This window comes from Paraconexibacter sp. (assembly GCF_059438195.1).
Genome location: NZ_JBLKKY010000028.1, coordinates 1 through 26,207, shown reverse-complemented (window position 1 = coordinate 26,207; position 26,207 = coordinate 1). Strand labels below are relative to the sequence as shown.

At 69.8% G+C, this 26,207-nt stretch carries 18 protein-coding genes and 2 tRNA genes; 18 read left to right on the top strand and 2 right to left on the bottom strand.

Translation table 11 applies throughout. The features are described 5' to 3' along the window. The first annotated feature begins 55 nt into the window (after positions 1 to 55). The 4 genes from ACME2J_RS11265 (at position 56) to asnB (ending at position 3,340) form a co-directional block, all read left to right on the top strand. Positions 56 to 145: transfer RNA gene (locus ACME2J_RS11265), tRNA-Ser, on the top strand. Between the two features lie 39 nt (positions 146 to 184). Then, entirely contained in the window at positions 185 to 847 is a 663-nt protein-coding gene (locus tag ACME2J_RS11260; RefSeq protein ID WP_495545010.1) for a TVP38/TMEM64 family protein, read from the top strand. A gap of 51 nt (positions 848 to 898) precedes the next feature. After that, the gene (locus ACME2J_RS11255; RefSeq protein ID WP_495545009.1) at positions 899 to 1,783 is read left to right on the top strand and encodes a carbon-nitrogen hydrolase family protein; all 885 of its coding nucleotides are present in this window, start codon (positions 899 to 901) and stop codon (positions 1,781 to 1,783) included. A 30-nt stretch (positions 1,784 to 1,813) separates the two neighbouring features. Further along, positions 1,814 to 3,340, top strand: a complete 1,527-nt coding sequence (asnB, locus tag ACME2J_RS11250) for an asparagine synthase B (RefSeq protein WP_495545008.1) — start codon at positions 1,814 to 1,816, stop codon at positions 3,338 to 3,340. A 54-nt stretch (positions 3,341 to 3,394) separates the two neighbouring features. On the opposite strand, the gene nhaA is transcribed toward asnB, so the two are convergent. Further along, positions 3,395 to 5,260 (bottom strand): Na+/H+ antiporter NhaA, encoded by a 1,866-nt coding sequence (gene nhaA / locus ACME2J_RS11245; RefSeq protein ID WP_495545007.1) that lies wholly within the window; start codon positions 5,258 to 5,260, stop codon positions 3,395 to 3,397. Positions 5,261 to 5,342: 82 nt separating this feature from the next. Between nhaA and ACME2J_RS11240 the strand changes: the two genes are divergently transcribed. The 7 genes from ACME2J_RS11240 (at position 5,343) to ACME2J_RS11210 (ending at position 11,987) form a co-directional block, all read left to right on the top strand. Continuing rightward, entirely contained in the window at positions 5,343 to 6,779 is a 1,437-nt protein-coding gene (locus ACME2J_RS11240) for a hypothetical protein (RefSeq protein WP_495545006.1), read from the top strand. Further along, positions 6,776 to 7,423 carry a hypothetical protein gene (locus tag ACME2J_RS11235; RefSeq protein WP_495545005.1) on the top strand — a complete coding sequence of 216 codons (648 nt, stop codon included), beginning with the start codon at positions 6,776 to 6,778 and terminating at the stop codon, positions 7,421 to 7,423. The genes ACME2J_RS11240 and ACME2J_RS11235 overlap by 4 nt, the downstream gene beginning before the upstream one ends. Positions 7,424 to 7,607: 184 nt before the next feature. Further along, the gene (locus tag ACME2J_RS11230) at positions 7,608 to 7,988 is read left to right on the top strand and encodes an FKBP-type peptidyl-prolyl cis-trans isomerase (RefSeq protein WP_495545004.1); all 381 of its coding nucleotides are present in this window, start codon (positions 7,608 to 7,610) and stop codon (positions 7,986 to 7,988) included. Positions 7,989 to 8,114: 126 nt separating this feature from the next. Continuing rightward, positions 8,115 to 8,188, top strand: a tRNA-Arg gene (locus ACME2J_RS11225). Between the two features lie 138 nt (positions 8,189 to 8,326). Continuing rightward, positions 8,327 to 9,559: an ABC-three component system protein gene (locus ACME2J_RS11220; protein WP_495545003.1), complete on the top strand. Its 1,233-nt coding sequence runs from the start codon at positions 8,327 to 8,329 to the stop codon at positions 9,557 to 9,559. Then, positions 9,556 to 10,053, top strand: coding sequence for a three component ABC system middle component (locus ACME2J_RS11215; RefSeq protein ID WP_495545002.1), 498 nt, complete (start codon positions 9,556 to 9,558; stop codon positions 10,051 to 10,053). Before ACME2J_RS11220 ends, ACME2J_RS11215 begins: the two co-directional genes overlap by 4 nt. Continuing rightward, on the top strand, positions 10,053 to 11,987 hold the full coding sequence (locus ACME2J_RS11210) for a DUF3732 domain-containing protein (protein ID WP_495545001.1): 1,935 nt from the start codon (positions 10,053 to 10,055) through the stop codon (positions 11,985 to 11,987). Before ACME2J_RS11215 ends, ACME2J_RS11210 begins: the two co-directional genes overlap by 1 nt. A gap of 99 nt (positions 11,988 to 12,086) precedes the next feature. On the opposite strand, the gene ACME2J_RS11205 is transcribed toward ACME2J_RS11210, so the two are convergent. Then, positions 12,087 to 12,956, bottom strand: coding sequence for a hypothetical protein (locus tag ACME2J_RS11205; RefSeq protein WP_495545000.1), 870 nt, complete (start codon positions 12,954 to 12,956; stop codon positions 12,087 to 12,089). 158 nt (positions 12,957 to 13,114) lie between these two features. On the opposite strand from ACME2J_RS11205, the gene ACME2J_RS11200 reads away from it, so the two are divergent. The 7 genes from ACME2J_RS11200 to ACME2J_RS11170 all read left to right on the top strand — a co-directional run bounded on the left by ACME2J_RS11200 (position 13,115) and on the right by ACME2J_RS11170 (position 26,091). Beyond that, a complete protein-coding gene (locus tag ACME2J_RS11200) occupies positions 13,115 to 14,137 on the top strand; it encodes a hypothetical protein (RefSeq protein ID WP_495544999.1) in 1,023 nt (340 codons plus the stop codon). 233 nt (positions 14,138 to 14,370) lie between these two features. After that, on the top strand, positions 14,371 to 15,468 hold the full coding sequence (locus ACME2J_RS11195; RefSeq protein WP_495544998.1) for a hypothetical protein: 1,098 nt from the start codon (positions 14,371 to 14,373) through the stop codon (positions 15,466 to 15,468). Between the two features lie 8 nt (positions 15,469 to 15,476). Next, complete coding sequence (locus tag ACME2J_RS11190) at positions 15,477 to 15,884, top strand: hypothetical protein (protein WP_495544997.1); 408 nt, start codon at positions 15,477 to 15,479, stop codon at positions 15,882 to 15,884. Continuing rightward, on the top strand, positions 15,881 to 16,414 hold the full coding sequence (locus tag ACME2J_RS11185) for a hypothetical protein (RefSeq protein WP_495544996.1): 534 nt from the start codon (positions 15,881 to 15,883) through the stop codon (positions 16,412 to 16,414). The genes ACME2J_RS11190 and ACME2J_RS11185 overlap by 4 nt, the downstream gene beginning before the upstream one ends. Positions 16,415 to 16,478: 64 nt before the next feature. After that, the gene (locus tag ACME2J_RS11180) at positions 16,479 to 19,916 is read left to right on the top strand and encodes a helicase-related protein (RefSeq protein WP_495544995.1); all 3,438 of its coding nucleotides are present in this window, start codon (positions 16,479 to 16,481) and stop codon (positions 19,914 to 19,916) included. Between the two features lie 31 nt (positions 19,917 to 19,947). Then, a complete protein-coding gene (locus ACME2J_RS11175) occupies positions 19,948 to 22,758 on the top strand; it encodes a DUF1156 domain-containing protein (protein WP_495544994.1) in 2,811 nt (936 codons plus the stop codon). Positions 22,759 to 22,761: 3 nt separating this feature from the next. Beyond that, complete coding sequence (locus tag ACME2J_RS11170; RefSeq protein ID WP_495544993.1) at positions 22,762 to 26,091, top strand: Swt1 family HEPN domain-containing protein; 3,330 nt, start codon at positions 22,762 to 22,764, stop codon at positions 26,089 to 26,091. Positions 26,092 to 26,207 lie beyond the last annotated feature (116 nt).

Here is a 26,207-nt window from a genome sequence, read left to right as displayed (position 1 = left end):
TCGGTCGGGCGGCCGCGCCGACCGCGCTGCGAGTGCTTAGACTGGGGGAGAACCCGGAGAGGTGGCCGAGTGGCTGAAGGCGCCCGCCTGCTAAGTGGGTATGCGGTTTAGAGCCGTATCGGGGGTTCGAATCCCCCCCTCTCCGCTCCGCGGGCCGCGGGCGCGGCTCGCCCTCCTCGTCGCAGTGCTCATCGCGGCGTTCGTCCTCTTCTGGGGGGCCGACGTCGTCGACCGCGAGGACGTCCGCGACTGGGTCGACGCGTTCGGCCCGATCGCCCCGGTGGCGTACGTCGTCCTCTCCGCGCTCCTCGGTCTCGCGCTCGTGCCCGGCCCGGTGCTCGCCGGGACCGCGGGGCTCCTCTTCGGCACCGCGGTCGGCACCGTCGTCACGATCGCCGCCGCGGTGCTCAGCGCGACGGCGGCGCTCCTCGTCGCGCGGCGCGTCGGGCGCGAGGGAGCCCGCGAGATCGCGGGGGAGCGGCTCGCGGTCGCCGAGCGGCTCCTCGCCCGGCACGGCACGGGGGCCGTCGTCGCGCAGCGGCTCATGCCGGGCGTCCCGGACGCGCCGATGTCCTACGCCGCCGGGCTCGTCGGCATCACCGTCGTGCAGATCGCGGTGGGGACGGCGATCGGCGCGGCGCCGCGCGCCTTCTCCTACACGGCGATCGGGGCGTCGCTCGACGACCCCACCTCGACGGGCGCGATCGCCGGCGTCGTCGTGCTCGTCGCCGTGTCGCTCGTCGGCGCGGAGCTCGGGCGGCGCGTCCTCGTCGCGCACCGCCGCGGGAGGGCGGCGGCGGCCGCGGCGGGAACCGACACCGTGGACAACTCGACGGGTGGTCGATAGGGACCGTCGGGCGATGGCGCCCACGCCGCAGGGGGGCGATATTGCCTGCAGATGAGCCGCTCCGGCCCCCTCACCGCTTGCGCCGTCTCCTCGTCTCTCGGGCGCGACGTCGACGCGGGGCTCTTCGACCTCGCGATGCTCCTCGGCCGCGCGCGGTACGAGGGGATCGGGCTCCTCGTGCTCCCCGAGTGCGCGCTCGGCGGCTACATCCTCGAGCCGGGCGTCGACGACCGCTTCGCCCCGCAGCTGCCGCCGGCCCTCTCGCTCGACGGTCCGGAGATCGCCCGTCTCGTCGGGCACGCGGGGGACGTCGTGCTGTGCGTCGGCCTCACGGAGGAGGGCCCGGACGGCGCCCTCTCCTCGTCGCTCGTCTGCCTCAGCGGCGACGGCGTCCACGGCGTCCACCGCAAGGTGCACCTGCCGCCGAGCGAGCGCTTCATCTTCAGCCCCGGTGACGGCTTCTCCGCCTTCGACACCCCGATCGGCCGGGTCGGGCTGCTCCTCTGCTACGACAAGTGCTTCCCCGAGGCCGCCCGCGCGCTCGCCCTCGACGGCGCCGATCTCATCGTGTCCTCGGCCGCGTGGCCGGCGGACCGCCGCGCGCCCGCGGAGCGGATCGAGGACGACCGGCAGATGCGCGCGTTCGACGCGCTCGACGTCGCCCGTGCCGTCGAGAACCAGGTGATGTGGGTGTCGGCGAACCACGCGGGACGGCAGGGCGCGCTGCGGTTCCTCGGCCGCTCGCGCATCGTCGATCCGCACGGGATCACGCTCGCGGAGACGGGGCCCGAGGGCGGCGCCGCGATCGCGGAGATCGCGCCTGCGCAGGCGGCGAGCGACGCCCGCGCGATCATCAGCCATCTCGCAGATCGGCGCCCGCACGCCTACGGCTCGACAGGGCGTCAAGGCGCCGGTCTGGTGGTAGACCAGGGGTAGATCTCCCACTTATGGGGTACAGTCGAACACATGTGCGGAATCGTCGCCCAGTACGGAAGGCCCGACGCCGCGGAGCTCGAGCAGATGCTCGAGCGGATCACGCACCGCGGACCGGACGACACCGGGGCGGTGACGATCGGGGACGCATGGCTCGGTCATCGCCGCCTCTCGATCGTCGACCTCGACAACGGCCGCCAGCCCCTCGGGCCCGGTGAGTGCGGCCTCCACCTCGTCGGCAACGGCGAGATCTACAACCACGCCGACGTCCGTCGCGAGCACCTCTCCGAGGCGCCCTTCGCGACCCGGTCCGACAACGAGGTCGCCCTCCACCTCCTCAGCGAGGGGGACCCGGAGGCGCTCGGGCACCTCGAGGGCATGTTCGCCGTCTGCGCCGCCGCCGAGGACGGGCGCTTCCTCGCGGCGCGCGACCCGGTCGGCATCAAGCCGCTGTACTGGACGCCGCCCGCCCCGGGCGACGAGGGCCCGGTCCGCTTCGCCTCGGAGATGCGCGCCTTCGACGAGCGCTGGCTGCCCCGCGTGGAGAGCTTCCCGCCCGGCTGCGCGTGGACGCCGGAGCACGGCCTCCAGCGGTTCGCCGCGCCCGTCGCGGCGGAGATCCGCGAGGGCGTCATGGCCGAGATCACGCACCGCGACGAGGTCGTCGCCGCGATCGCCGACGTCCTCGAGGGCAGCGTGCGCCGGCAGATGATGGGCGACGTCCGCGTCGGCGTCTTCCTCTCCGGCGGGCTCGACTCGTCGATCGTCGCCGCGGTCGCGGCGAAGGTCGCCGCCGAGCGCGGCGAGCGCCTGCCGACGTTCGCCGTCGGCACGCCCGACTCGCCCGACCTCGCCGCCGCTCGTGAGGTCGCCCGCTTCCTCGACACCGAGCACCACGAGACGCTCTACGACGCCGACGAGGCGCTCGAGGCGCTTCCCGAGGTCGTCCGGACGATCGAGAACTTCGACCCCGGGCTCGTCCGCTCGGCGGTGCCGAACTTCTTCCTCGCCCGCGCGACGGCCGAGCACGTGAAGGTCGTGCTCACCGGCGAGGGCGCCGACGAGCTCTTCGCCGGCTACGAGTACGTGCGCGGCCTCGACGCCGACGCGCTCCACCGCGAGCTCGTCCGCACGATCGAGGGCCTCCACGACCTCAACCTCCAGCGCTGCGACCGCGTGACGATGGCCCACGGCCTCGAGGCGCGCGTCCCGTTCCTCGACCGCGAGGTCATCGACTTCGCGATGCGGATCCCCGCCGCGCTCAAGCGCCCGGCGCCGGACCGCCCCGAGAAGGCCCTCCTGCGTGAGGCCTTCGACGGCCGCCTGCCGGACAGCGTCCTCTGGCGCGACAAGGCCGAGTTCGGCGACGGCAGCGGCGCCCGCGACGTCCTCCAGGAGGCGATCGACGCGCAGATCTCCGACGAGGAGTACGAGTCGGCCCGCCGCGAGGTGACGCCGCCGCTGCGGTCGAAGCAGGAGCTGCACTACTGGCGCCTCCTGAGCGACCACCTCCCCGGCGTCCGCCCCGAGCGGACGATCGGCCGCTTCGCGGTCGCCTGACCACCCGCCGCGGTTTGCATCTCGACGGCCAACGGTGGCCGTCGAGATGCAAAGTCAGCCCCCGCGGTCGCTCGCCTCGAGCGCCGCGATGAGGCTGCGCGCGTCGGTGTGGCCCGTGTAGCGCTCGTCGCCGACGAAGAACGTCGGCGTGCCGCGCACGCCGCTGGACTCCGCGCTCGCGACGTCGCGGCGCACGCGCGGGCCGTGCCGCCCGGTGCGGAGGTCCTCGGCGAAGCGGTCGAGGTCGAGGCCGAGCGCGCGAGCGTGCTCGACGAGGTCGTCGGGACCGAGCGCGTCCTGGGCGGCGAGCAGCCGGTCGTGCATCTCCCAGAAGCGCCCCTGCGCCGCGGCGGCCTCCGCGGCCTCGGCGGCGAGGGCGGCGTGCGGGTGGACCTCGTCGAGCGGCAGGTTGCGCACGACGTAGCGCAGGCGGTCGCCGAAGTGCGCGCGCACCTCGTCGACGGCGCCGGTCACCCGCCCGCAGAACGGGCACTCGAAGTCGCTGTACTCGACGAGCGTGAGCGGCGCGTCGAGCGGTCCGAGGACGTGGTCGCGCACGGCGTCGACCGGCGGGTCGAGCGTCCGCGGCTCGGCGTCCTGCGCGCGCCCGAGCCGGCGACCGGCGGCGAACAGCGCCCAGCCGAGCGTCGCCGCGAGCAGCGAGGCGGCGAGGACGCCCATCCGCGCCTCCTCGGCGAGCGCGGGATCCTCCATCGCGAGGTCGACGATGAAGAGCGAGATCGTGAAGCCGATGCCGGTGAGCGCGGCGCCCGCGACGATCTCGGTCGACCCGAGCCCGCGGCCGAGCGTCCCGAGCCCGAGCCGCACCGTGGTGATCGCCGCGAGGCCGACGCCGAGGAGCTTGCCGCCGACGAGACCCGCGACCACCGCGAGGAAGAGCGACGAGGAGAGCGCGCGGTCGATCGTGTCGGCGTCGAGCGGGACGCCCGCGTTCGCGAGGGCGAAGACCGGGACGATGACGTAGCTCGTCCACGGCAGGAACAGGCGCTGCAGTCGCTCGTTCGCCGAGATCGACCGCTGGACGCTGCGGCGCGCCTGGCGCGCGAGCTCGGGGTTCGGCGATTGGCGAAACGCCCGGGTCGCCTGCGCCGCGCGCTCGACCGCCTCGCGGCTCGGCGGGTGCGTCGGCGCGACGAGCGCGATGAGGACGCCCGCGATCGTCGGGTGGACCCCCGACTCGTGCATCGCGAACCACACGCCGATCCCGACGAGGAGGTACGGGCCGCCGCCGCGGACGCCGAGCGCGCGCATCGCGACCATGAGCGCGAGACCGCCGGCCGCGCCGAGGAGCGCGAGCGCCTCGAGGTCCTCGGAGTAGAAGAGGGCGATGATCGTGAGCGCGCCGACGTCGTCGGCGACCGCGAGCGTGAGGAGGAAGATCCGCAGCTGCGTCGGGCACGCGGGGCCGACGAGCGCGAGGACGCCGAGGACGAACGCCGTGTCCGTCGAGATGACGACGCCCCAGGCGTCCGCGGCCTCGCCGCCGGGCGCGAGCGCGAGGAAGACGACGGCCGGCACGGCGAGGCCGGCGACCGCGGCGACGAACGGGACGGTCGCGCGGCTGCGGTCGGTGAGCTCGCCCATGACCAGCTCGCGCTTCACCTCGAGGCCGATGACGAAGAAGAAGAGGACCATCAACCCGTCGTTGACCCAGTGCTGCAGGTCGAGGACGAGCTCGGAGTCGCCGAGTCGGATCGCGAGCTCGGTGTGCCACACCTCGTCGTAGGTGTCCCCGCCGAGGTTCGCCCACAGCAGCGCGACGACGGTCGCGGTGAGCAGGAGGGCGGCGCTGCCGGTCTCGGCGCGGATGAGGCGGCGGATCGGCTCGGCGAGCTGGCCGGAGAAGCGCCGCTGACCCGACGGCGTCTGCTCGGCGGGGGAGGGGGCGGCGACGCTCATCGGCGCGGCGCATCCTCGCACGTCCCGACGCTGAGACCGCGCCGAGACCCGCGTGCCAGGAAGGCGGCGTATCGTCCGCGGCATGGGTCTGCGCCGCCTGCTCGGAGCCGCCGTCGACAAGATGGACGCGCTCGGCGACAAGATGGACGCGGCGGACGTCGCGAAGCTCACGCCGGCCGAGCGGGAGCGCCACGAGGCGTGGGAGGCGCACGCCGCGGCGGCGCGGGCGGGCGTCCCTGCGGAGGACCTGCCCGACCCGCGGCTCGTCGGGGCGGTGCTCCAGGGGGAAGCCGGGCTCGTCGCGAACGGCCTCGGGAAGGCGCCGAAGGTCCGCGACGCGATCGAGGATCCCGCCGCGTGGGCGGCGCAGCGCGATGCCGAGCGCGCGGCGCGCGACCGCGCCCGGGAGCCGTATCTCGCGCCGGACCGCCACCCGGTCCGCGTCACGCGGATCGCGACCCGCGGCAAGAGCCAGGTCGCCGAGGTGTGCGACTTCCTCGCCTCGAGCGGGCTCGCCGGCCGGCCCGACCTCGTCTACGGCGCCGCGCGCGTCCCCGACTTCATCAGCCCGTCGAAGATGGGGAGCGAGAAGAACCGCGTCGTCGAGTGGGACGTCGTCCACGCGGCGCCCGAGGGGCTCCCGCCCGCCCCGCCGCCGGTCGCGGTCTCCCTCGAGGCCCGCGACCAGATCGTCGCCCGGCGCGTGGGGGAGCGCGCGCCCCTCGACGAGGACGTCGCCCTCGACCTCCTCGCGCGCGCGGGCATCGGTCCCGAGGCGACGCTCGGTGTCGCGCGCGACGTCGTCATCGACAAGACGAGCGGGGGCGACGACGAGATCGGGCGCGTCATCGCCGGCGTCCGCGGCGTGCACGTGCTCGTCGCGGCGAGCGGAGGGGACGCCCTCCGCCGGGCGGCCGACGCGCCGCGTCCCTGGCCGGTCGCCGCGGCCCCGCCCGACGGCCTGCGCGTCGACGTCCTGCAGTGGGAGTCGATCGCGCGGGCGGTCCACCCCGTCCGCCAGCACAGGCCCGTCCTGCCGTCCCCGTTCCCGCACCTGCCGCTTACGCCGGTCGAGCTGCTGCGCGCGTACCTCGACGTCGTCGGGATCGCGCCCTCCGATGCCTTCGCCGCCGAGGTGACGCACGACCCGCCGCTCGACCTCATGGAGCGCACGAGCGCGCGCGGATTCGTGCGCCGCACGGGAGGCGGCCCGGACCTGCCGTGCGCCGACGGCAAGGACCGCGCGCGGATGGCGGGCGGGCATCACGTCGTCGTCGCCTACCGCGACCGGCCCGCCTACGCGGAGGGCCGCGAGCGGTTCGCGCGCTACGCCTCCACCGAGCTCCAGGCCGACCTCACGCGCGGGCTCGGCCTGCGCGAGCCCGTGCCGCGGCCGCCGAGCCGGCTCGAGCGCACGCTCGAGCGGGCCGGTGACGTCTACGACTTCTTCACGCTCGAGGGCGACGTCACCGTGAGCGAGCCGCGCCCGCGCTACTGCTGGCCGCCGGTCGGCCGGTGAGCGATCCCGACGTCGAGCGCGCGGGGTGGGCCGTCGGAGGGCCGGGCTCCGGTCTGCGCCGGCGCCGCAACCCCCTCCTCGGCCTCCTCGTCCTCGTGCTCGTCGTCGCCGGTGCGGGCGCGTCGGCGTACGGCGTCACGCGGCTCGTCCTCGACGCGGGCGTCGACGAGGACGACGTCGTCGCGACCGGCACGGTCGCCGCGCTCGGCGCGGCCGCGACGCCGGCGGCCGTCTTCGCCGCCGGTGCCGAGGAGGAGCACGCCGTCTGGATCCGCACGCCGCGGCTGTCGAACCGGCGTGACGTCGTCGTCGCCGGGACGGCGTGCGCCGTCGTGTCGCGGGACGGGCGGACGGCGCGGTTCCAGGGCAACAGGCAGGGCTCGAGCGTCGAGGTCGACCGCGACGCGACGATCGGCACCTTCACCCCGTCGGCGGGTCCTGTCGCGGTGACGTGTCGTCACGTCCCGTGGGGCCGGCGTGGTCGTCGGGGCATCCTGCGCGAGGAGCGCGAGTTCCGCGTCGTGCGCGGGTCGCCGGGGGCCGGGCTCGGAGGGATGTGGCCGCTCTTCGGCGGCATCGCGGCGTTCACCGCGGGAGTCGGGCTCGTGCCGCGCTGGCGGGCGGGCACGCTGCGACGCGCGTGAACGAACGTCGATCTGCACCCCCGGGTCGCGCGGGCGCGGGTCGAACGTCGATCTGCACCCCGGCCCGGCGCGAACGTCGATCCTCACCCCCTCCAAGGGGTGCAGATCGACGTCCGACACCGGCGGGGGTGCAGATCGACGTCCGACACCGGCACGGGCTCCGTCGCCCGATACCGTCCGGGACATGGACAAGATCGAGAAGCCCGAGGTCGATGTTCCGGCCGAGAAGCCCGCTCCCTACGGGCTCGACGTGCACGACATCACGGAGGGGCACGGCGAGACGGCGACGAAGGGACATGCCGTCGAGGTGCACTACGTCGGCGTGTCGTTCTCGACCGGCAAGCAGTTCGACGCCTCGTGGGACCGCAACTCGACCTTCTCGTTCGGCCTCGGCCGCGGCGAGGTCATCCCCGGCTGGGAGCAGGGCGTCGAGGGCATGAAGGTCGGCGGCCGGCGCCGCCTCACGATCAGCCCCGAGCTCGCGTACGGCAAGCGCGGCGCCGGCGGCGTCATCGGCCCCGACGAGACCCTCGTCTTCGTCGTGGACCTCATCGACGTGCGCTGAGCCTCCCGAGCCCCCGGCACTCTTTGCATCTCGACGGCCACCGTTGGCTGCCGACATGCAAAGAGGCCCGTCGGCTCGCGGCTCGCGACGCGCCGCGCGGCGACCTCGCTAGACTCCCCTGTCGCTGCGCCCGTAGCTCAGCTGGATAGAGCGTCGGTCTACGGAACCGAAGGTCAGAGGTTCGAATCCTCTCGGGCGCGCTAGAAGAGCCTGCAAAGCAGGCTCTTCTTCTTGGGACATAGTACCGCGATCGAGATTTTGTCGCTGGTTTTTGTCGCGATCGCGCCTCCGAACCAGGGGCCCCGGCGGCCATCGGGCGCGGCGGATAGCGTCTGGGCATGACCGAGCCCACCCCGACATCCGCGTTCGGTGCGGCAGGTCCGGCGCTCGGATACATCGCACAGGTCGACTACGCCCTGCTGGCGGCGCTCGAGCGGATGGACGACGAGGACGACTTCGCCGTCAGCATCGAGACGCTCGACGACATCGTCTTCCACGACGCCGAGACCGACGACGCCACCGAGAAGTGGCAGACCAAGCACACGATCAACGCGACGCGCTCGCTGACAGACGCGAGCACGGACCTCTGGAAGACCCTGGCGAACTGGATCGGCGAGCCGGGCGACGCGATGACGCGACTCGTATTGCTCGCGGTCGCAGGCGCGGGGCCCACGGCCCAGCTGCTGCGGGTCGGCGCTGATCGCGACGTCGCCGAGGCCCAGGAGCGGCTTGAGCGCACTGCGCGGACCTCAGAGAGCGTCTCGAACGGCGACTACTACAAGGCGTTCCTCGATCTCCATGCCGACGATCGCCGCGGCTTGCTCGCGCGTGTGGACATCATCGACGGCGTGCTGCCCGCCGACGAGGTGCAGCAGCAGCTCGAGCGCGCCGTGCGCAAGAGCGTCAAGCCCGCACGGCGCACCGCGCTGGTGGACCGGCTGCGCGGCTGGTGGCACAAGCGCGCGATCGCCCACCTCGCCGCTGTCGCCCGGGGGGAGCACGACCGGATCGGTGCCGCGGAGCTCGAGTCCGAGCTGCTGGAGATCGCCGACGCGCTGCGCGACGAGAACCTCCCGATCGATGTTCTGGACATGGCCGAGCCCAGCGAGCAGGACGTCTCCGAGAGCGACCGCATCTTCGTGGCGCAGCTGCGCCTCGTCGCGCTCGGCAGCGAGCGGATGCGCAGGTGCATCTACGACCACAACCGCGCGTTCGCACAGCGCTCCTTGTGGCAGCGTGACCAGCTGCTCGAGGTGGGTGAGCTTGGCCGGTACGACCGTGAGCTCAAGGAGGCGTGGGCGCGCCACTTCCTGCCGGTCAGCGACGACGACGCCGAAGGCGAGCTCGACGAGGGGGCGCTGCGACGCGAGGCGGCCGAGCGCTTCGTCGAGCTCGACCGCAGCGACCTGGCGCCGATCCGCCGCGACGTCCGGGAGGGCTGGGTCGCCCGTGGGTCGTTGCACGTCATCGCAGACCGCCTGGAGATCGGCTGGCACCCGAAGTGGCTGGAGCACCTCCGCGACCGTCTCGGCGAGGTCGCCGACCAGACCGCAGCCGGCGAGGCCGCGTGAGCGTCACCGTCGCCGACACGCGGCCCGTCGAGGAGCAGGCCCTCTTCAATGCCGCCTTCCTCGCCCTGATGATCCGCCGCGCTGCGGAGGAGCACGAGCAGCGCGCCGGCGGCGGGCTTCTCCCCGTGATCCTGGCCTACCTCGTTGCGCCGCTCGCGCTCCACGGCCCAACGCGTCGCCAGCTGCCGACCCATGTCACCACGCAGATGGGTGAGTGGATCAGGAACCACCCCGACGCGTCAGCAGGGCTAGACGTACGGACCCGAGCGCTGCGACCGCTCGTGTCGTCCGGGCTCACGATGGGCCTGCGGCATGGAGTGCTCATCGGCGAGAACGGCACGCTACGCGCCCTCGCGCTCCGTCGGCGCCCGAGAGGGATGGCACGCAGCGGCGAGGTCGACGCCTGCATCGACAAGGCCGGGTTCCTGGGACGCTGGTTCGCGGAGCAGCCCGACGCTCTGACCGTGCTCGCCCTGTGGGGACTGCGGCCATGATGCAGCTCGACAAGCTCGTCCTCTTCAACGCCGACGGCGAGACCCGCGCGATCGAGTTCAAGCCCGGCGCGCTGAACGTGATCACCGGGGACTCGCGCACCGGCAAGTCGAGCCTCATCAACATCGTGCGGTTCCTCTTGGGCAGCGGCAAGCCGAACGTGCCATTCGGGCCGATCCAGGAGAGCGTGGCCTGGTACGCCCTCCACGCCCACGTCGGCGACACGCGCTTCTTCGTCGCGCGCAAGGCGCCCGATGGAGACCACGAGAGCAACGACGCGATGCTGGTCGTCGGGGGCATCACGACGCCGCCGCTCGACGAGTTGGAGCACAACACGTCGCGCGGAGCGCTGCGCGACTACCTCGGTGGCCTGCTCGGGGTCGAGGACAACCGCAACGAGCCGCGGCTCGGGCAGACGCGACGGGCGCTCACGGCGTCGTTCGTGCACGCGCTCTACTACTGCTTCCAGGGGCAGGGTGAGATCGCCAACCCGGAGATCCTGTTCCATCGCCAGAATCGCGAGTGGATTCCGCAGACGATCCGGGACACGCTGCCCTACTTCCTCGGAGCGCAAGGCGCCGACGACCTGCGCAAGCGCGAAGAGCTCGTCGATCGCCGCCGCGACCTACGCCGCCTGAGCCAGCGGCTACGGGCCGCGGAGTCCGAGCGGGCGGCCGGGCTCGATCGAGCCGGCGCGCTGCTGACCGAGAGCCTCGACGTCGGCCTGCTCGCTGATCGCCCGGAGGTGGCTGATCTTGCTGCGGCCCGTGCGGAGCTTCGGCGCATCGTCGACAACCCCGCCGCCGTTGCGGAGGCCGTCGAGTCGGGCGCGGAGTTCGACCGTCTCCGCGACCGCCGACGCGAGCTCAGCGACCGTGTGCGCGACGTCGGGGAGCAACTTCGCGCTGTCGAGCAGTTCGCCACCGCCGACCACAACCACTCGACCGAGCTGGCCGAGCAACAGGCCCGCCTCGCGTCGATCGGACTGATCCCCGCTGAGGATGCCGACGCGACCTGCGCGCTTTGCGGGCAGAGCCTGGGCGAAGACGCCGAACCGCGTGACACGGTCGAACGCGCGCTCGGGCGGGCTGGGCGGCGACTTGAGCTCGCGCGACGTGACACACCGCGGATCGACTCGGCGCGCACCGCGCTGATCGAGCGTCAGCGGACCGCGCGCGACGAGATCCGCGACGTCGACCAAGCGCTCAACGCGCTCGCGGCCCGGGACGAGACAGTCCAGCGAGCACGCGACGCAGTCAACGTGCAGAGCTACGTCCGCGGCCGCATCGCGCTGTACCTCGACAGCTCCGACGACACCGGAGATGAGGAGCTCGAGCGCCTGCGCCGCGAGGTCACGTCCGCAGAACAGCTCGTCGCCTCCCTCGTGGAGACGCTCGACAGCGACGCCGTGCGATCGCGGACCACGTCGCTACTACGTACCGTCAGCCGCCAGATGACCACCTGGGCGCAGGCGCTCGACCTCGAGCACGCCGACCACGGAGCGCTCATCGACATCGACGAGCTCACCATCGTGGCCGATACCCCGCAAGGGCCTGCGTACATGAACGCCGGCGGCATCGGCAGCGGCATGAACTGGGTGGGGTACCACCTCACGACCTACCTCGCTCTGCAGGACTTCTTCATCAAGCGCCAGCGGCCCGTCCCGTCGTTCATCGTCCTCGATCAGCCCAGCCAGGCGTTCTTCCCGCGAGACCGCGAGACCGGCGGCGACCTGGACGAGCTCACCGACACCGACCGCGAGAACACGCGCAAGCTCTACAAGCTTACCTTCGATGTCGTGCAACAGCTCGCTGGCAAGTTGCAGGTGATCGCGCTCGACCACGCGGACTTCGAGGACGACTGGTTCGCAAATTCAGTGATCCAGCGTTGGCGCGGAGGTGACGCTCTCATTCCCGCCAACTGGTACCACTCCTGAGCGAAGACGGGGCTTCGGGGGTCGGCGCGCGACGACGGCAGGACCGCGGCTCAAGACTAAGCGGTCGAGCCCGCGCGCGCACACCGCGAGGCCGTCAGCCTAGGAGTCGCGCGTGGCGCCCGGCGTGATCTGCAACTGGGCGCCCGCGATGGTCGGCAACACGATGCGCTTGTTCGCGGGCGTGTCGCTCGTCCCGGTGAGACGGGTGGCGGAGTCGGCGCGACCGTCGAAGCGCGCCCACATGAGGCTCGGTCCTTCAAGCGTCCTGGCCTCGTCGTGGAGAGTCCACCACTGCGTTCGCGGCATCCGCGCCGGTGGGGTGCCGACGATCAGCAGGAGCGCGAGACCGACGACCTCGACGCGACAGCCGAGACGCAAGGTCGTCTCGTTCGGCGTGGCCAGGACGTCGGCGTGCGGCGTGAGGTCGACGTCGAAGGGCGATGCGGGCTGGACGAGGCCCATCGCGAGCTCGTTGGGCAGCTCACCTCCGATCGCGGCATTCGCGATCGCATCCCAGCGAGCGCTCCGAGCGTCTTTCGGATCTTGCAGCCAGCGCGTCTCCAGCGCGATCTTGCAGAGTGCCCGCGCTACGTCGTCGCGGCGTGACGCCGAACTTGTGTCAGCGTCGACGTACAGCGAGAAGTCGCGGCGGTCTGACTCGCCCAGGTCCAGGCGCCAGGCGGTGCCCGCAACCGCGTCGGCCAGACCCCCGCGACGCTTACGGATGAGGCCAAGCGAGCGAAAGACCGAGATCGGTGGCCATTCGGCGAGAGCGAGGTCCGCGCGCGAGAGCCGCTGGCCGTTGCACTTCGTACAGGTCTCGCCCTTGGGGATCGTCAGCTCGCGTTCGACCAGTCCGGACGACTCGGTGTTGCCGAGAGCCGCCGGGATCACGTGCTCGACGGATTCGAACCGGCCATCGTCGTTTCCACAGGTGAGACAGCCGGTGGTGCGGGCGCTGCGCAACATGGGCCAGCCAAGGTACGGCGGTGACGCGACGGAGCGGTGACGCGGTCCTCAGCTGGTGGCTGAGACGGGTGTGTCGACCGGGCGGTACACGTCAGGCGGTCGGCGGCGACGTGGTCGGGGACCGAGGCGCGGGAAGCCCGGTCTTACGATTCGTCCCGGTGGATGCCCAAGCCGCGCCCAGCGAGATCGCCTACTACTACCCCGAGCCGTACTGGCAGGCTGACGAGGGCAGCTGGGTCAAGAGCCTGCTGCTGTTCTTCGACGAGATCGCGATCCTGCTGCCGGAGTACATGCGCGGGCGCCACGTCAGCGCGGACCCGACGCTCGCAGGTCCGGTCGAAGATCTCGGTCTTCTGCGCGTGATCGAGCCCGAGACCTTCGTGGACGAGGCGACTGCCGCCCAGTTGGCGGACGTGATCGAGGCGCTCGTCGCGGGCGGGGCATTCGACGGCCTGGGCGAGGTCGACCGGTTGGCCGAGCTCTCGATGTCGCGGATGGGGATGGCGTCGCTCCGCGCTGTGGCGGAGTCGGTGAACGCGAAGCTCAAGGAACGTGGCCTCGCGAAGGCGACCGAGGACGGCGTCTCGGTGCCGATGCATCCGGTCGTGCGGAGCGCCTACCTGCTGATCCTCGCGCAGCTCGCACGGACGACCGGGGCGAGGCACGGCCTCGATCTTCATCCCGTGACCAACGGCCGAGGGACGGGCAGCGGATTCCGTCGCTTGCTCGAGGTTGATGTGATGCCGTCGCGCGGTCAGGTCGTCGACTTCGACCTCGAGGTCGTGAGCGTGGACCTCGAGACGATCCCGCTGGAGGACGTGCTGGCGTTCAAGCGGGAGTCCGCCGGCGCGCACCGGCGCTACATGCAGAACCTGCGCGCATTCGCACTCGAACTCTCGGTCATAGAAGCGGCCGACCGCGCGCGAGCGCTGGCCGATCGGCGAGCCGATCTCCAGGACGAAGCACGGGATCTGCGGGAGCGTGCGAGCAAGGCATGGCGCAGTCCGAAGGCGGTGTCCGGATTCGGGCTGGGGATCTCGGGCGCCGCATGGTCGGTGGCCACCGGCAATCCAGTCCCGGCCGCGCTGGCCGCGCTCGGCGCTGGCTTGGGGATGCTTCCCGGCAAGGCCGAGGGCAGCGCGTACTCCTACCTCTTCGAGGCGCGCAAGCAGCTTCGATGAGCGCACGCGAACCGGGGTTGAATGCGACGGCGGGCCGGCATCCGTCGGCCCTCACATGTAGAACTCCACGTGCCGGACCTAACTAACGCTGTTGTGCGGCGGCCCGCCCATACCCGGACTAACCACCCGGGTGGCGGGCCGTCGAGTTTTCCGTCCGGACCGTTTGCTTGCCTTCCTGTTGCTTGGGGTTGGTCCCCCATGCCGCGTTAGTCGTCCAACAGGAAAGGTCTGGCATGCAGGCATACCGTTATCCGCCCCTGGCTCCGCGCCCGGGCGACAAGGCCCTCGAAGAGATCCTTCGGCACATCGCTGTCCCGAAGGACGTCCTGGCGGAGGCCAAGGCCCGTCGCAACCTCGTGTGCGAACTCGCGATGCGTCACCCGGCGGCGCGCGCCACGTGGTACTCCGGCTCGATCGCGCACGGCACGCACAACTCCCCGCTCGGCGACGCCGACTGCGGCGTCATGGTCGACCGGCGCTCCGTGGAGTTCCGCGCATACGGTCCGGACGCCGAAGGCACCGGGCTGGGGCCCGAGATGTTCATCCAGTCGTTCGCCGAAGCGATCCTTCCTGAGGTCCGCGCCGCCGGCTACCCGGACGCCGACGTCGACCTGAGCGGCAATCGCGCGATCAAGTTCATGTTCAACTCGCGAGTCGACTTCGGCGAGCTCGGCGAGGTCGATCCCTACGTCGATCTGATCGTCGGCCTCGACCGCCGCGACGCGCCGGGCATCTGGATCCCCAACCGCCGCGAGAACGGCTGGGACGCCGCGGACCCTCAGAAGCACACCGAGCTCATGACCGAGCGCGATCCGCAGGAGCTCGTCGTTCACCGGGCGCACCTCATTCGCCTCGGCAAGCGTGCCATCAAGCGGGACGGCCAGGAGCCGCGCACGCCCGCGATGTGCTCGTGGAACTTCAGCGCGCTCGGTCTTGAGCACGTGGATGAGCGCGAGCCGCTGGCCACCGCACTGACGTCCCTGCTCGCCGACGCGTCGACGAGCATCGCGGCGGGCCTGACGGACGACCCCGCCGGTGTCGCTGACCCCATCGCGCTGCCCGACGGGATGACCAACGAGCAGTCCGCCGAGCGGCTGGCGCAGATGGCCCGCATCGTCCAGTCGGCAGCCGACGCGTCAAGTCTCGCCGAGGCCCGCCGCATCCTGTCGGCGCTGTTCGGCGTGGAGATCGACGAGATCCGTGCGCGTCACCAGTCCCTGACGCGCAGCAGCCCGCTGAACCCGGCGCTTCGTTCGGGGAACGCTGCGGCGGTCGGGGCGGCGCTGGGAGTGCCCGAGCTGAAGAAGACGACGCGCTCCCACGGCGGCTGACGGTGCCCGTGATCCTCTACGGCGGAACCGAGATCCCCGTGCGCGAACGCGCCACCGCATCGGGCGTCGAGTACACCTTCCCGCTGGCCGTCCCGGCAACGGGCGAGCAGGTGACGGTGATGGCCCGCATCGGCATCGGATCGGATGGCATGAGCGCGGTCGTCCATGTGAAGGACGCGCCGGACTGTCGACGGCACCGTTTCGGCGATCAGTCGCTGTGCATGTGGTTCGACCCGGATGCCCCCGAGCAGAAGTGGACCATGGCCGACGGGCTGGACCAGCTCGGCGCCCACGTCGCGCGGCACCTCTTCCAGGAGGCCGTCTGCCGCGCGGGTGACTCATGGCCGGGCGAGGAGTCGCCCGGCATGCACCCGCGGCCCAAGGCCTGCACGACGTGCGGAGGCGAAGGGCCTTGAGCGTGATCACCGCCTTGATCTGCGGCCACTCCTTGGGAGACGTCGTGCGCGACTTCGGGCCGATGTTCGCGCTGGTGGGTGTCGCGATCACGCTCTTCGTGAACGGCGCCCGCGAGGAGCGGCGTCGGCGTCGTGAGATCCATGCGCGCGCGCTCGAAGCGATCGCTCGGTACTTCGAGATGCCGTTCTTGATCCGGCGCCGACGTCACGACGAACCCAGCGCCGAACGGGCTCGCCTGACCGAGCGGTTCGCCGATGTCCAAGCCGAGCTGGCCAGCTGCGCGGCGCTGATGCGCGCCGACCCAGACCCGGCGGTCCGGACGGCTTACTCGGCGCTGGTCACCGCCACCCAACAGCACGCCGGCACGCAGGCATCCTCGGCATGGGACTCGGAACCGATCATGTCTGACGCCGAGATGGGAATGGGCGACGTCATCGACGCGCTGGGACCCATTGGGCCGGTGCGCGAAGCGTGCGAGCGTGCGATGGCGAAGTCGACAGCTTCGCGGCACCGTAGGGAGCGGTCATAGCGCAGCGCGAGTCGCACACCGAGCGTCAGATCGAACCCGGTACGGTCGACGACTAATTGCCCCCATGTCCAAACTCGAGGATCTCAAGCCCGGCCTGCATCTCGCTGGCGTGATCCCCGGGCAACGCGTCTCAGTCATCGCCGTGCAGCCGCACGGTGGCGACGCGATCGAGCTCACCTACAAGACAGCAGAGGGCGAGCTCGGGCAGCGCGTCCTGGGCCGAGACGCCGAAGACACGCTGAACGTCGTGCTGGCGCAGGCCCGGCCGCTGGACGCCATCGCAGCCGACTTCAAGCTCGTCGCCGAGTGCCAGCGCATCAAGCTGGCCGGCCTTTCGGATCCGATGCTGGCCGTGACGACCTCGGACATCCAGCCGCTGCCTCACCAGCTGCGCGCGGTCTACGGCGAGCTGTTGCCGCGCACGCCGCTGCGGTTCCTGCTCGCCGACGATCCCGGCGCCGGCAAGACCATCATGGCCGGGCTCTACATCAAGGAGCTGATCCTCAGAGAGGACGTCAAGCGCTGCCTGATCGTCGCCCCTGGCGGCCTGGTCGAGCAGTGGCAAGACGAGCTCTACCTGAAGTTCGGGCTCGCGTTCGAGATCTTCACCCCGCAGCTCGGCGAGACGGTGTTCGGCACGACAGCATTCGAGCAGCATCCACTCGTCATCGCGCGCATGGATCAGCTCGCACGCAACGAGACCCTGCTCGCCGAACTGAGCAAGTCCGAGTGGGACCTCGTCGTCGTCGACGAGGCGCACCGGATGGGCGCGCACTACTTCGGCGGCGAGCTGAAGAAGACCAAGCGGTTCCTCCTCGGAGAGATGCTCGGCGACATCGCCCGCCATCTGCTCCTCATGACCGCCACACCCCACAGCGGGAAGGAGGAGGACTTCCAGCTCTTCCTCACGCTGCTCGACCGCGATCGCTTCGAGGGCAAGTACCAGTCCACGGTCCACGCCGCCGACACGTCTGGCGTCATGCGCCGGATGGTCAAGGAAGACCTTCTGACCTTCGACGGCAAGCCGCTGTTCCCCGAGCGGATCGCCGAGACCGTCCCGTACGAGCTCACCGAGCTCGAGCAGGACCTCTACGAGCAGGTCACCACCTACGTGCGCGAAGGAATGAACCGCGCCGCGAAGCTCGACGGCAAACGCCGCAACACGGTCGGGTTCGCCCTGACGGTCCTCCAACGCCGGCTCGCCTCCAGCCCCGAGGCCATCTACCGCTCACTGGAACGCCGAGTCGAACGTCTCGAACGCCGCAAGCAGGAGGTGCTCACCGGCGGCACGCTCGCTGAGCCCAAACAGGCCGAGCTCGTCGGCGACCTCGACGAGTTCGACGACGACGAGTTCTCCGCCGAAGAGCTGGAGAACATTGAGGAGGAGCTGGTCGACTCCGCGACCGCTGCACGGACGGTCGAGGAACTCGACACCGAGATTCTCGAGCTCCGCGATCTGATCAAGGCCGCGGGCCACGTGCGCGCGTCGGACACGGACCGCAAGTGGTCTGAGCTGCGCACGATCCTCGAGGACAACACCCTCGCAACGCCAGGACCGGGGGACGAGCGCCGCAAGCTCATCGTCTTCACCGAGCACCGCGACACGCTCAACTACCTGTCACGGCGCATCAGCTCGCTGCTCGGACGGCCGGAAGCCGTCAAGGCGATTCACGGGGGTGTACGCAGGGTTGAACGTCGGCAAGTCACCGCCGAGTTCACGTCCAATCCCAAGGTCCAGGTCCTGCTCGCCACCGATGCCGCGGGCGAGGGACTCAACCTCCAAGCAGCTCACCTGATGGTCAACTACGACCTCCCGTGGAACCCGAACCGGATCGAGCAGCGCTTCGGACGAATCCACCGCATCGGCCAGCACGAGGTCTGCCGGCTGTGGAACCTCGTCGCCGAGAACACACGCGAAGGCGAGGTCTTCACGCGGCTGCTGGAGAAGATCGAGGAACAGCGCAAGGCCTACGGCGGCAAGGTCTTCGACGTTCTCGGCACGGCTTTCGGCGAGACGCCGTTGCGCACGCTGCTCATCGAGGCAATCCGCTACGGCGAACAGCCCGAGACCAGGGCGAACATGGAGAAGGTCATCGACGCCGGGGTGGCCCGCGGCATCGAGGAGCTGCTCGCCGAGCGCGCGCTGGCTACCGACGCCATCCAGCGCGCGGACATCGCGCAGCTGCGCGCACTCATGGACGAGGCGCGCGCGCGACGTCTGCAGCCCCACTACATCGAGGGTGCGTTCCGGATGGCCTTCACTCGCCTCGGGGGAAAGATCCGTCGTCGCGAACGAGGGCGGTTCGAGATCACGCACGTCCCAGCTGAACTACGGACGATCAGCCGAGGACCGATTGCCACCCGCTACGAGCGCGTCACCTTCGACCTCGACCACGTGCTGGATGATGCGGGAGCCCGCGCCGAGCTGCTCGCTCCCGGACACCCACTTCACGACGCGGTGACCGACGAGACAGTGACCCGCTGGCACGCGACGCTCGAGCGCGGCACCGTCCTCGTGTCACCGACGATCGACGCCCCACGGCTGCTCGTCGGCGTGATCGAGGAGGTCGCCGACGCCACGGACACCGCGGTCGCCCGGCGCTTCGGCTACGCGTTCATCGACGAGCACGGCGATGTCGAGGCCGCGGGACCAGCTCCGTACCTCGACTGCGTCGCAGCACCGTTGACCGACGAGGTGATGGCGGCGCGGGATCTGCCCTGGCTGCCAGCGGCAGAGGAGCAGGCGGCAAGCTGGATCATCGCCAACCAGGTGTCGGCATTCCTGAACGAGGTCAAGGTGCGCCGCGAGGTGGAGTTGCACCGCGTGCGCGAGCAGGTTGCGCAACGCCTTGATCAGGAGAGCAACCGCCTGATCCTCGAGTCGATGGTCGCTCATGAGCAGGAGCAGGCTGGCAAGAAGCCCAAGGAGAGCCAGACCAACCTGATGTACAAGGCGGCCGACCTCGAGAGGCGACGTAACGAGCGACTCGCGTTGCTCGATCGTCAGCTACAGATGCAGGCCAAGCCCCCGCGGGTCGTCACCGCAGCTTTGGTGTTGCCGCTCACCGCCGTTGAGACCCAGGTGCCGGCTGACGCCCCGGTGCACGCCGTTGAGACGAAGGAGGTCGAGCGGCGAGGGGTGGAACTGGTCCTCGCCACCGAGCGCGGGCTAGGGCGAACGCCCATCGAGCAGGCGTTCAACAATCCAGGCTTCGACGTGCTGTCCCAGCGCGACGGGGAGGATCCGATCCGGATCGAGGTCAAAGCGCGTATCGCCGGTGCAGAGGACTTCTACGTCACGCACAACGAGGTCCTCACGGCTCGCAACAGCGCGCCGCGCTATCGCTTGGCGCTCGTCCGCGTCGACCCTCGGGGCGCAGATCACGACGAGGTGCGGTACCTCGAGAATCCGTTTGCGCGCTTCGACGCGGGCGACTTCGACGCCACCGGCCATCGGGGCAAGTGGGATACAACCTGGGCGCAGGGACGGGAGCCGTTCTGAGACCGACCACGACAAATCGAGGGACGACGGCGTGAGCGCATCGAAGCGCAAGTTGATTGAGGTGGCCCTGCCACTCGAGGCGATCAATAAAGCATCCACTCGTGAGAAGTACATCCACGACGGCCATCCATCAACGCTGCACCTATGGTGGGCGCGGCGGCCGCTCGCGACTGCGCGGGCCGTTCTGTTCGCTCAGCTGGTGGACGATCCTTCATCGAATCCGGACCGCTTCCCGACCGACGAAGCCCAACGGGCTGAGCGTGAGCGGCTCCACAGCGTTATCGAACGTTTGGTTGTCTGGGAGAACACGAACGACCAGCAACTGCTCGCTGAGGCTCGCGCTGAGATTCGAGCGTCGAACGGTGACAACCTGCCGCCGATCCTGGACCCGTTCGCTGGTGGTGGAACCATCCCACTCGAGGCCCAGCGCCTGGGTCTAGAGGTGCAAGCGTCAGATCTCAATCCTGTTGCGGTCTTGATCAACAAGGCCATGATTGAGATCCCGTCTAAGTTCATCGGCCGGCCTCCGGCCTTCCCCGGTCTCGCCGACGGCCGCGTGGGTAGCTGGGAAGGAACCACAGGGCTCGCCGCTGACGTGCGCGCTTACGGCGAGTGGATGTGCGAGCAGGCGCAGCAGCGCATCGGCTTGCACTACCCGCAAGCAACGCTCGCCGATGGGACACAAGCAACTGTCATCGCCTGGGTCTGGGCCCGCACGGTGACCTGCCCGAACCCCGTGTGTGGTATCGAGATGCCGCTGGTGCGTACTTGGTGGCTCGGTAGAAAGAAAGGTAAGGAGGCGTGGATTCGTTGCGTCATCGCAGCGGACCCTCACCACCCGAGCGGGAAGCGGGTGAGGTTCGAGATCGGTAATGGAAGGACTGGCGCACCTACCACTAGCGAGGACGGGACGGTCGGACGTAACGGCGCGACGTGCGTCGCGTGCGGCTCGGCTGTTGCTTTGGACCATGTGAGAGCGGAAGGTCGTGCGGGACGACTAGGGGCAGCGCTCATGGCAACCGTGGCGGAGGGCGATCGCCGCCGCGTGTATCTAGCACCGACTGACGAGCACCGCTCCGCAGCGGACGTAGGGCGACCAGCGACCGCGCCTGAGGAAGGCATTCCTACGGAGGCCCTCGGATTCCGGGTTCAGAACTACGGAATGACGCGCTGGGCGGACCTCTTCACGAGCCGGCAACTGCTAGCGCTGACGACTTTCAGTGAGCTTGTCATTGAGGCACGGGAGCGCGTGCTTCGGGACAACTTGGCCGCTGGCGTACTGAGTGGGGACCGACTTGAGGCTGGCGGCACCGGTGCCGAAGCCTACGCCGATGCGGTTGCCACATACCTAGGGCTCGTCACGAGCCGGATGACCGAATATCAGTCGAACCTTTGCGCCTGGGCCAACAACCCACAAATGGAGATCGTGAAGACTCTGTTCACAAGGCAGGCGATTCCGATGATGTGGGACTTCGCTGAGGCGAACGCGCTCGGTGACAGATCAGGCAGCGTAACCCGGATGACCATTGCAGTCGCAAAAGTGCTCGATAGGTTGGGTGGTAGCGAGGCATCGACGAGCGTCGCTCAAGCGGATGCCATTGTCGCTGTGGGGCGGCGGGCGATCATCTCGACGGACCCGCCGTACTACGACAACATCGGCTACTCCGACCTCTCCGACTTCTTTTACGTGTGGCTTCGGCGGTCACTTCAAGAAGTTCATCCGGAGCTCCTGAGCACCATGCTCGTTCCGAAATCCGAGGAACTGGTTGCCAATCCGTTTCGCCACGATGGCGACGATGGTGCAAAGGCCTTTTTCGAGGATGGTTTTCGTCAAGTGTTTGCGCGGGCTCGCGACCATGCCTCCGACACGTCTCCGATCACGGTCTACTACGCGTTCAAACAGTCAGACTCCGGCGACGACGGGACTGCCTCCACGGGTTGGGAGACGTTGCTCGATGGCATGATCGGGTCCGGCTGGGCGATCACAGCGACTTGGCCGATGCGGAGCGAGCGCGGCGGTCGGATGCTGGCGGTCGGGACGAACGCTCTCGCTTCGGCGATTGTTCTAGCGCTGCGACCGCGTCCCGAGGACGCCCCGACGACCGATCGGCGTGGGCTAATCGCCGCGCTGCACGATGAACTGCCTGATGCGCTGCGCAAGCTCCAGCAGGGTGCCATCGCACCTGTCGACCTGCCGCAGGCCGTCATTGGCCCCGGCATGGCGGTGTTCTCGCGTTACGCGAAAGTGATCGAGAACGATGGAACGGCCATGACGGTGCGTTCCGCGCTTGCCCGGATCAACGAGATTCTTGACCAGGTCCTCAATGAGCAGGAAGGCGACTTCGACGCCTCGACACGCTTTGCGATCGCTTGGTACCGGCAGCACGGCTACGCCACGGGGAAGTTCGGAGTCGCGGACGATCTTGCGCGCGCTCGCAACACTTCGGTTGAGACCATGGTGCGTGACGGAATCCTGGTCAGCGCAGCCGGCAAGGTAACGCTCCTGTCGCCTTCGGCGATGCCCGAGGATTACGACGTGATCACGGACGATCGCGTCGGGACCTGGGAGGTCCTCCACCATCTCATTGCGTTCTTGGAGCGCGATGGCCTTCCCGCTGCGGGAGCCTTCCTTGCTGACGCGCGCGAACGGCCTGACGGCGCAGTCGACACCGAGCTCGTCAAGGAGCTGGCGTTCTTGCTGTTCTCGATTGCTGAGAAGAACGGTTGGACGCAGGACGCGCTTGCGTTCAACACAGTTGCAACTGCATGGCCGGACGTGATCCAGGCCGCGCGCTCGGCGCCGACGGGTGAGCAGGCGGCGTTCGAATTTGGGGAGGGCTGATCGATGGCGATGTCTAACCGCGACCGGATCGGCAAGATGTTCGAGTTGCTCGCCCCGGCGCTCGATGACTTCATCGCGCGGTCTGTGGCTCCGCAGCTCCCGGAGGACGCGGTCTGGACCGCTCTCGTCGCGATGAAGGACAAGAAGAAGGGGATCGAGGACAAGGAGTACCACCGCCTCGACCCGCAAGTCCAGCTGCGGATGCTCACCGAGAACATCCCGCACAACCTTAAGTCGGGCTGGTACCCGTTCGACGACGCGATCGGGCGTGTCGGGCAGGGGTACAGCAAGGAACTTCGAGAAGCGCGCAACGACTGGGCACACAACAAGTCGTTCAGCGATGACGACGCATACCGATGCTTGGACACCGCGGAGCGTCTGCTTATCGCCGTCGGCGCATCCCCGGTGGCTGATGAGGTCAAGGGCATCCGTCTGGGGCTGCGCCGCTTGACCGCGAGCAAGGACGACAAGAAGGTCTTGCAGTCGGCCGTGGTCTCCCCTGAGTCCGCGGGCCTGCGCCCTTGGCGCGAGGTGCTCCGGCCGCACGACGACGTCGCGACCGGCAACTTCCAGGCCGCCGAGTTCGCCGCTGACCTCTACAAGGTTGCTGCAACCGACGAGGCCGGCACGGACTACGCCGAGCCGGTTCAGTTCTTCGCGCGCACGTACCTGACCGAGGGACTGCGTGACCTGATCGCCCGTGCGGTGCGTCGCCTCGACGGCGATCAGAACGCCTCGCCGGTGATCAACCTGCAGACCAACTTCGGTGGCGGCAAGACGCACTCGATGCTCGCGCTGTGGCACCTGGCATCCGGAACGCCTCTCGGCGACTATCCGCAGGACGTCCAGGAGGTACTTGCCGACACCCGGTTCGCGGAGCTGCCGGCTGGCATTCGGCGGGTCGCGCTGGTGGGAAACCACACATCGCCGTCCGGCTCCGTGAAGGACGACGGGACCCAGGTCAACACGATCTGGGGCGAGTTGGCCTGGCAGCTGGGCGGGCGCGAGGCGTTTGCGATCGTCGAGAAGGCGGATGCGGGACGCACACCACCCGGCGAGGCGCTCCACAGTCTGCTCGGTGCATACGCGCCGGCGGTAATCCTCATCGACGAGTGGGTGGCGTACGCGCGGAGCCTGGTCGGCCGCGACGACCTGGCCGGCGGCACGTTCGACGATCAGTTCACGTTCGCGCAGTCGCTGACCGAGGCGGTCAAGGGCACGCCCGGCGTGCTGCTTGCCGTTTCGATCCCGGCTTCCGAGAGCGGCGACGACGCGAAGCTCGTGGCCGGCAACGCCGAGGAAGTCGGCGGGGCACATGGTCTCGAAGCCCTCAAGCGGCTGCAGAACGTGGTGCGTCGAGTCGCCGACCAGTGGCGTCCGGCGTCGCCGAACGAGGCCTACCACATCGTTCGACAGCGGTTGTTCGTCACCCCGGACGCCGACGCGCTCGCATCGATCAACGCCACCGCCCGCGGCTTCGTCGAGCTGTACCACCGGCACGCCGACGACTTTCCACGCGAGGCGCGCGACGGCGGCTACGAGGACCGCATCAAGCAGACCTACCCGATCCACCCGGAGCTGTTTGACCGCCTCTACGAGGACTGGTCGAGCCTCGAGCGCTTCCAGCGCACCCGTGGCGTGCTGCGCCTGATGAACACCGTCATCCACGCGTTGTGGGTGGGCGAAGACCAGTCGCCGCTGATCATGCCCGGGTCGATCCCGATCGGGACCGCCGCGGTGAACGCTGAGCTGACGCAGTACCTCCAGGATTCGTGGAAGGCCGTCATCGACGCCGACGTCGAGGGCCCGAACGCCGAGCCGGTGAAGATCGACGCGGGCAAGCCGCTGTTCGGCCAGCGGTCGCTGACCAGGCGCCTCGCACGGACCGTGTTCTTCGGCGCGGCTCCGACGATCGGTTCGGCGCACAAGGGCTTGGAGACGCAGCGCGTCTTCCTCGGCACCGCAGCGCCCGGTGACGTCCCGGGGAACTTCCATTCGGCACTTGCCGCGCTCGCCGATCGCGCGACCTACTTCTACAGCTCGGGCGGGAGGTACTGGTACGACCTCCAGGCGAACATCTCGCGGCGAGCCAAGGACCAGGCAGAGCGGCTCCACGTCGAGGAGGTCTACGCCGAGATCGCGCGTCGCCTCGACAGTCAGGCCAAGACGCGCGGGTCATTCGCCGGCGTTCATGTCTGCCCGGATGATGCGGCGGACATCCCGGACCTCGACGAGGCGCGTCTCGTCATCCTGCACCCGAAGCTCACCCACAAGCGTGGGTTCAGCGAGTCGAGTGCCGTCACGTTCGCGAAGGCCGCGACCGAGCGGCGCGGTGCAGCCAACCGCACGTACCGCAACATGGTCGTCTACCTCGCTAGTGACCAAGACCGCATGGACGAGCTTGAGCGGTCGGTGCGCGAGTACCTCGGCTGGTCGGGAATCCTGGAGAAGCAGGACGACCTCAACCTGACGACGAGCCAGAAGAACCAGGCCCTCGAGCGCCAGACCAAGGCAAGCGAGACCACCGAGGCGCGGCTGTTGGGCGCCTACCAGTGGGCGCTCGTCCCGACCGGGCAGCCCATCGAGATCGAAGCCACGAAGGTCGAGGGACAAGCGACGTCGCTGGCCGAGCGCGTGAGCCGTCGCCTCGGAAACGACGGCGCCCTCACGGTCCAGCACGCAGCTCCCGCGATTCGCCACCAGCTCAACAGCGCGGCCGCCAAGCTCTGGGAGGACGGTCACCTGACGGTCGGCGCGTTGTGGCGGCTCTACGCCGAGTACCCCTACATGCCTCGCCTGCGCGACCGCGCGGTGCTGGACGCCGGCATCGGCGGGCCACAGCTGCTGTGGGAGCAAGAGGGCTTCGCGGTCGCCGACGGCTACGACGAGGCAACTCAGAAGTACCGCGGACTCGTCCTGCCGACCGACGACGTCTCGGCGGCATTGACCGACGCGACGCTCATCGTCAAACCTGAGCTGGCCAAGGCGCAGCGGGCCGCCGAAGTGCCCGAGGAGTCACCCGCCGGGGGAGGGGCTGTCCCGGAACCGGATGGCGGGACCTCTCCTGAACCAGGAACCGAGCCGACGTCGGCTCCGGGCAAGACACGATTCTTCGGAAGCAAGCGCCTGCAGGCCGACCGCTACGCATCGGATTTCAAGAAGCTGGCCGAAGAGGTTCTCGGCCCGCTGGGCGCGACGCCGGGTGTCACGCTCAACGTCACGATCGAGATCGAGGCGACGACGGCTGGCGGGTTTGACGACGCGAAGGTACGGACGGTCTCGGAGAACGCAGCGACGATGAAGTTCGAGCAGAGCGGGTTCGAGGAGGGCTGACCACTATCCGGACGCGGCACCCGCCGGGCGTCGTGCTGGTCACCAGACCCGAGGAGGTGCCCAGACTGCTCTCAAGCGGTCGTCGCAACACCGGGTTGTTGGAACGGTGAGCGTAA

Excerpts from the sequence above, each read along its gene's own strand:
- ACME2J_RS11255 (WP_495545009.1), top strand. The coding sequence starts at position 899 with ATGAGCCGCTCCGGCCCCCTCACCGCTTGCGCCGTCTCCTCGTCTCTC.
- asnB (WP_495545008.1), top strand. The coding sequence starts at position 1,814 with ATGTGCGGAATCGTCGCCCAGTACGGAAGGCCCGACGCCGCGGAGCTC.
- nhaA (WP_495545007.1), bottom strand. The coding sequence starts at position 5,260 with ATGAGCGTCGCCGCCCCCTCCCCCGCCGAGCAGACGCCGTCGGGTCAG.
- ACME2J_RS11240 (WP_495545006.1), top strand. The coding sequence starts at position 5,343 with ATGGGTCTGCGCCGCCTGCTCGGAGCCGCCGTCGACAAGATGGACGCG.
- ACME2J_RS11230 (WP_495545004.1), top strand. The coding sequence starts at position 7,608 with ATGGACAAGATCGAGAAGCCCGAGGTCGATGTTCCGGCCGAGAAGCCC.
- ACME2J_RS11220 (WP_495545003.1), top strand. The coding sequence starts at position 8,327 with ATGACCGAGCCCACCCCGACATCCGCGTTCGGTGCGGCAGGTCCGGCG.
- ACME2J_RS11210 (WP_495545001.1), top strand. The coding sequence starts at position 10,053 with ATGCAGCTCGACAAGCTCGTCCTCTTCAACGCCGACGGCGAGACCCGC.
- ACME2J_RS11205 (WP_495545000.1), bottom strand. The coding sequence starts at position 12,956 with ATGTTGCGCAGCGCCCGCACCACCGGCTGTCTCACCTGTGGAAACGAC.
- ACME2J_RS11195 (WP_495544998.1), top strand. The coding sequence starts at position 14,371 with ATGCAGGCATACCGTTATCCGCCCCTGGCTCCGCGCCCGGGCGACAAG.
- ACME2J_RS11180 (WP_495544995.1), top strand. The coding sequence starts at position 16,479 with ATGTCCAAACTCGAGGATCTCAAGCCCGGCCTGCATCTCGCTGGCGTG.
- ACME2J_RS11170 (WP_495544993.1), top strand. The coding sequence starts at position 22,762 with ATGGCGATGTCTAACCGCGACCGGATCGGCAAGATGTTCGAGTTGCTC.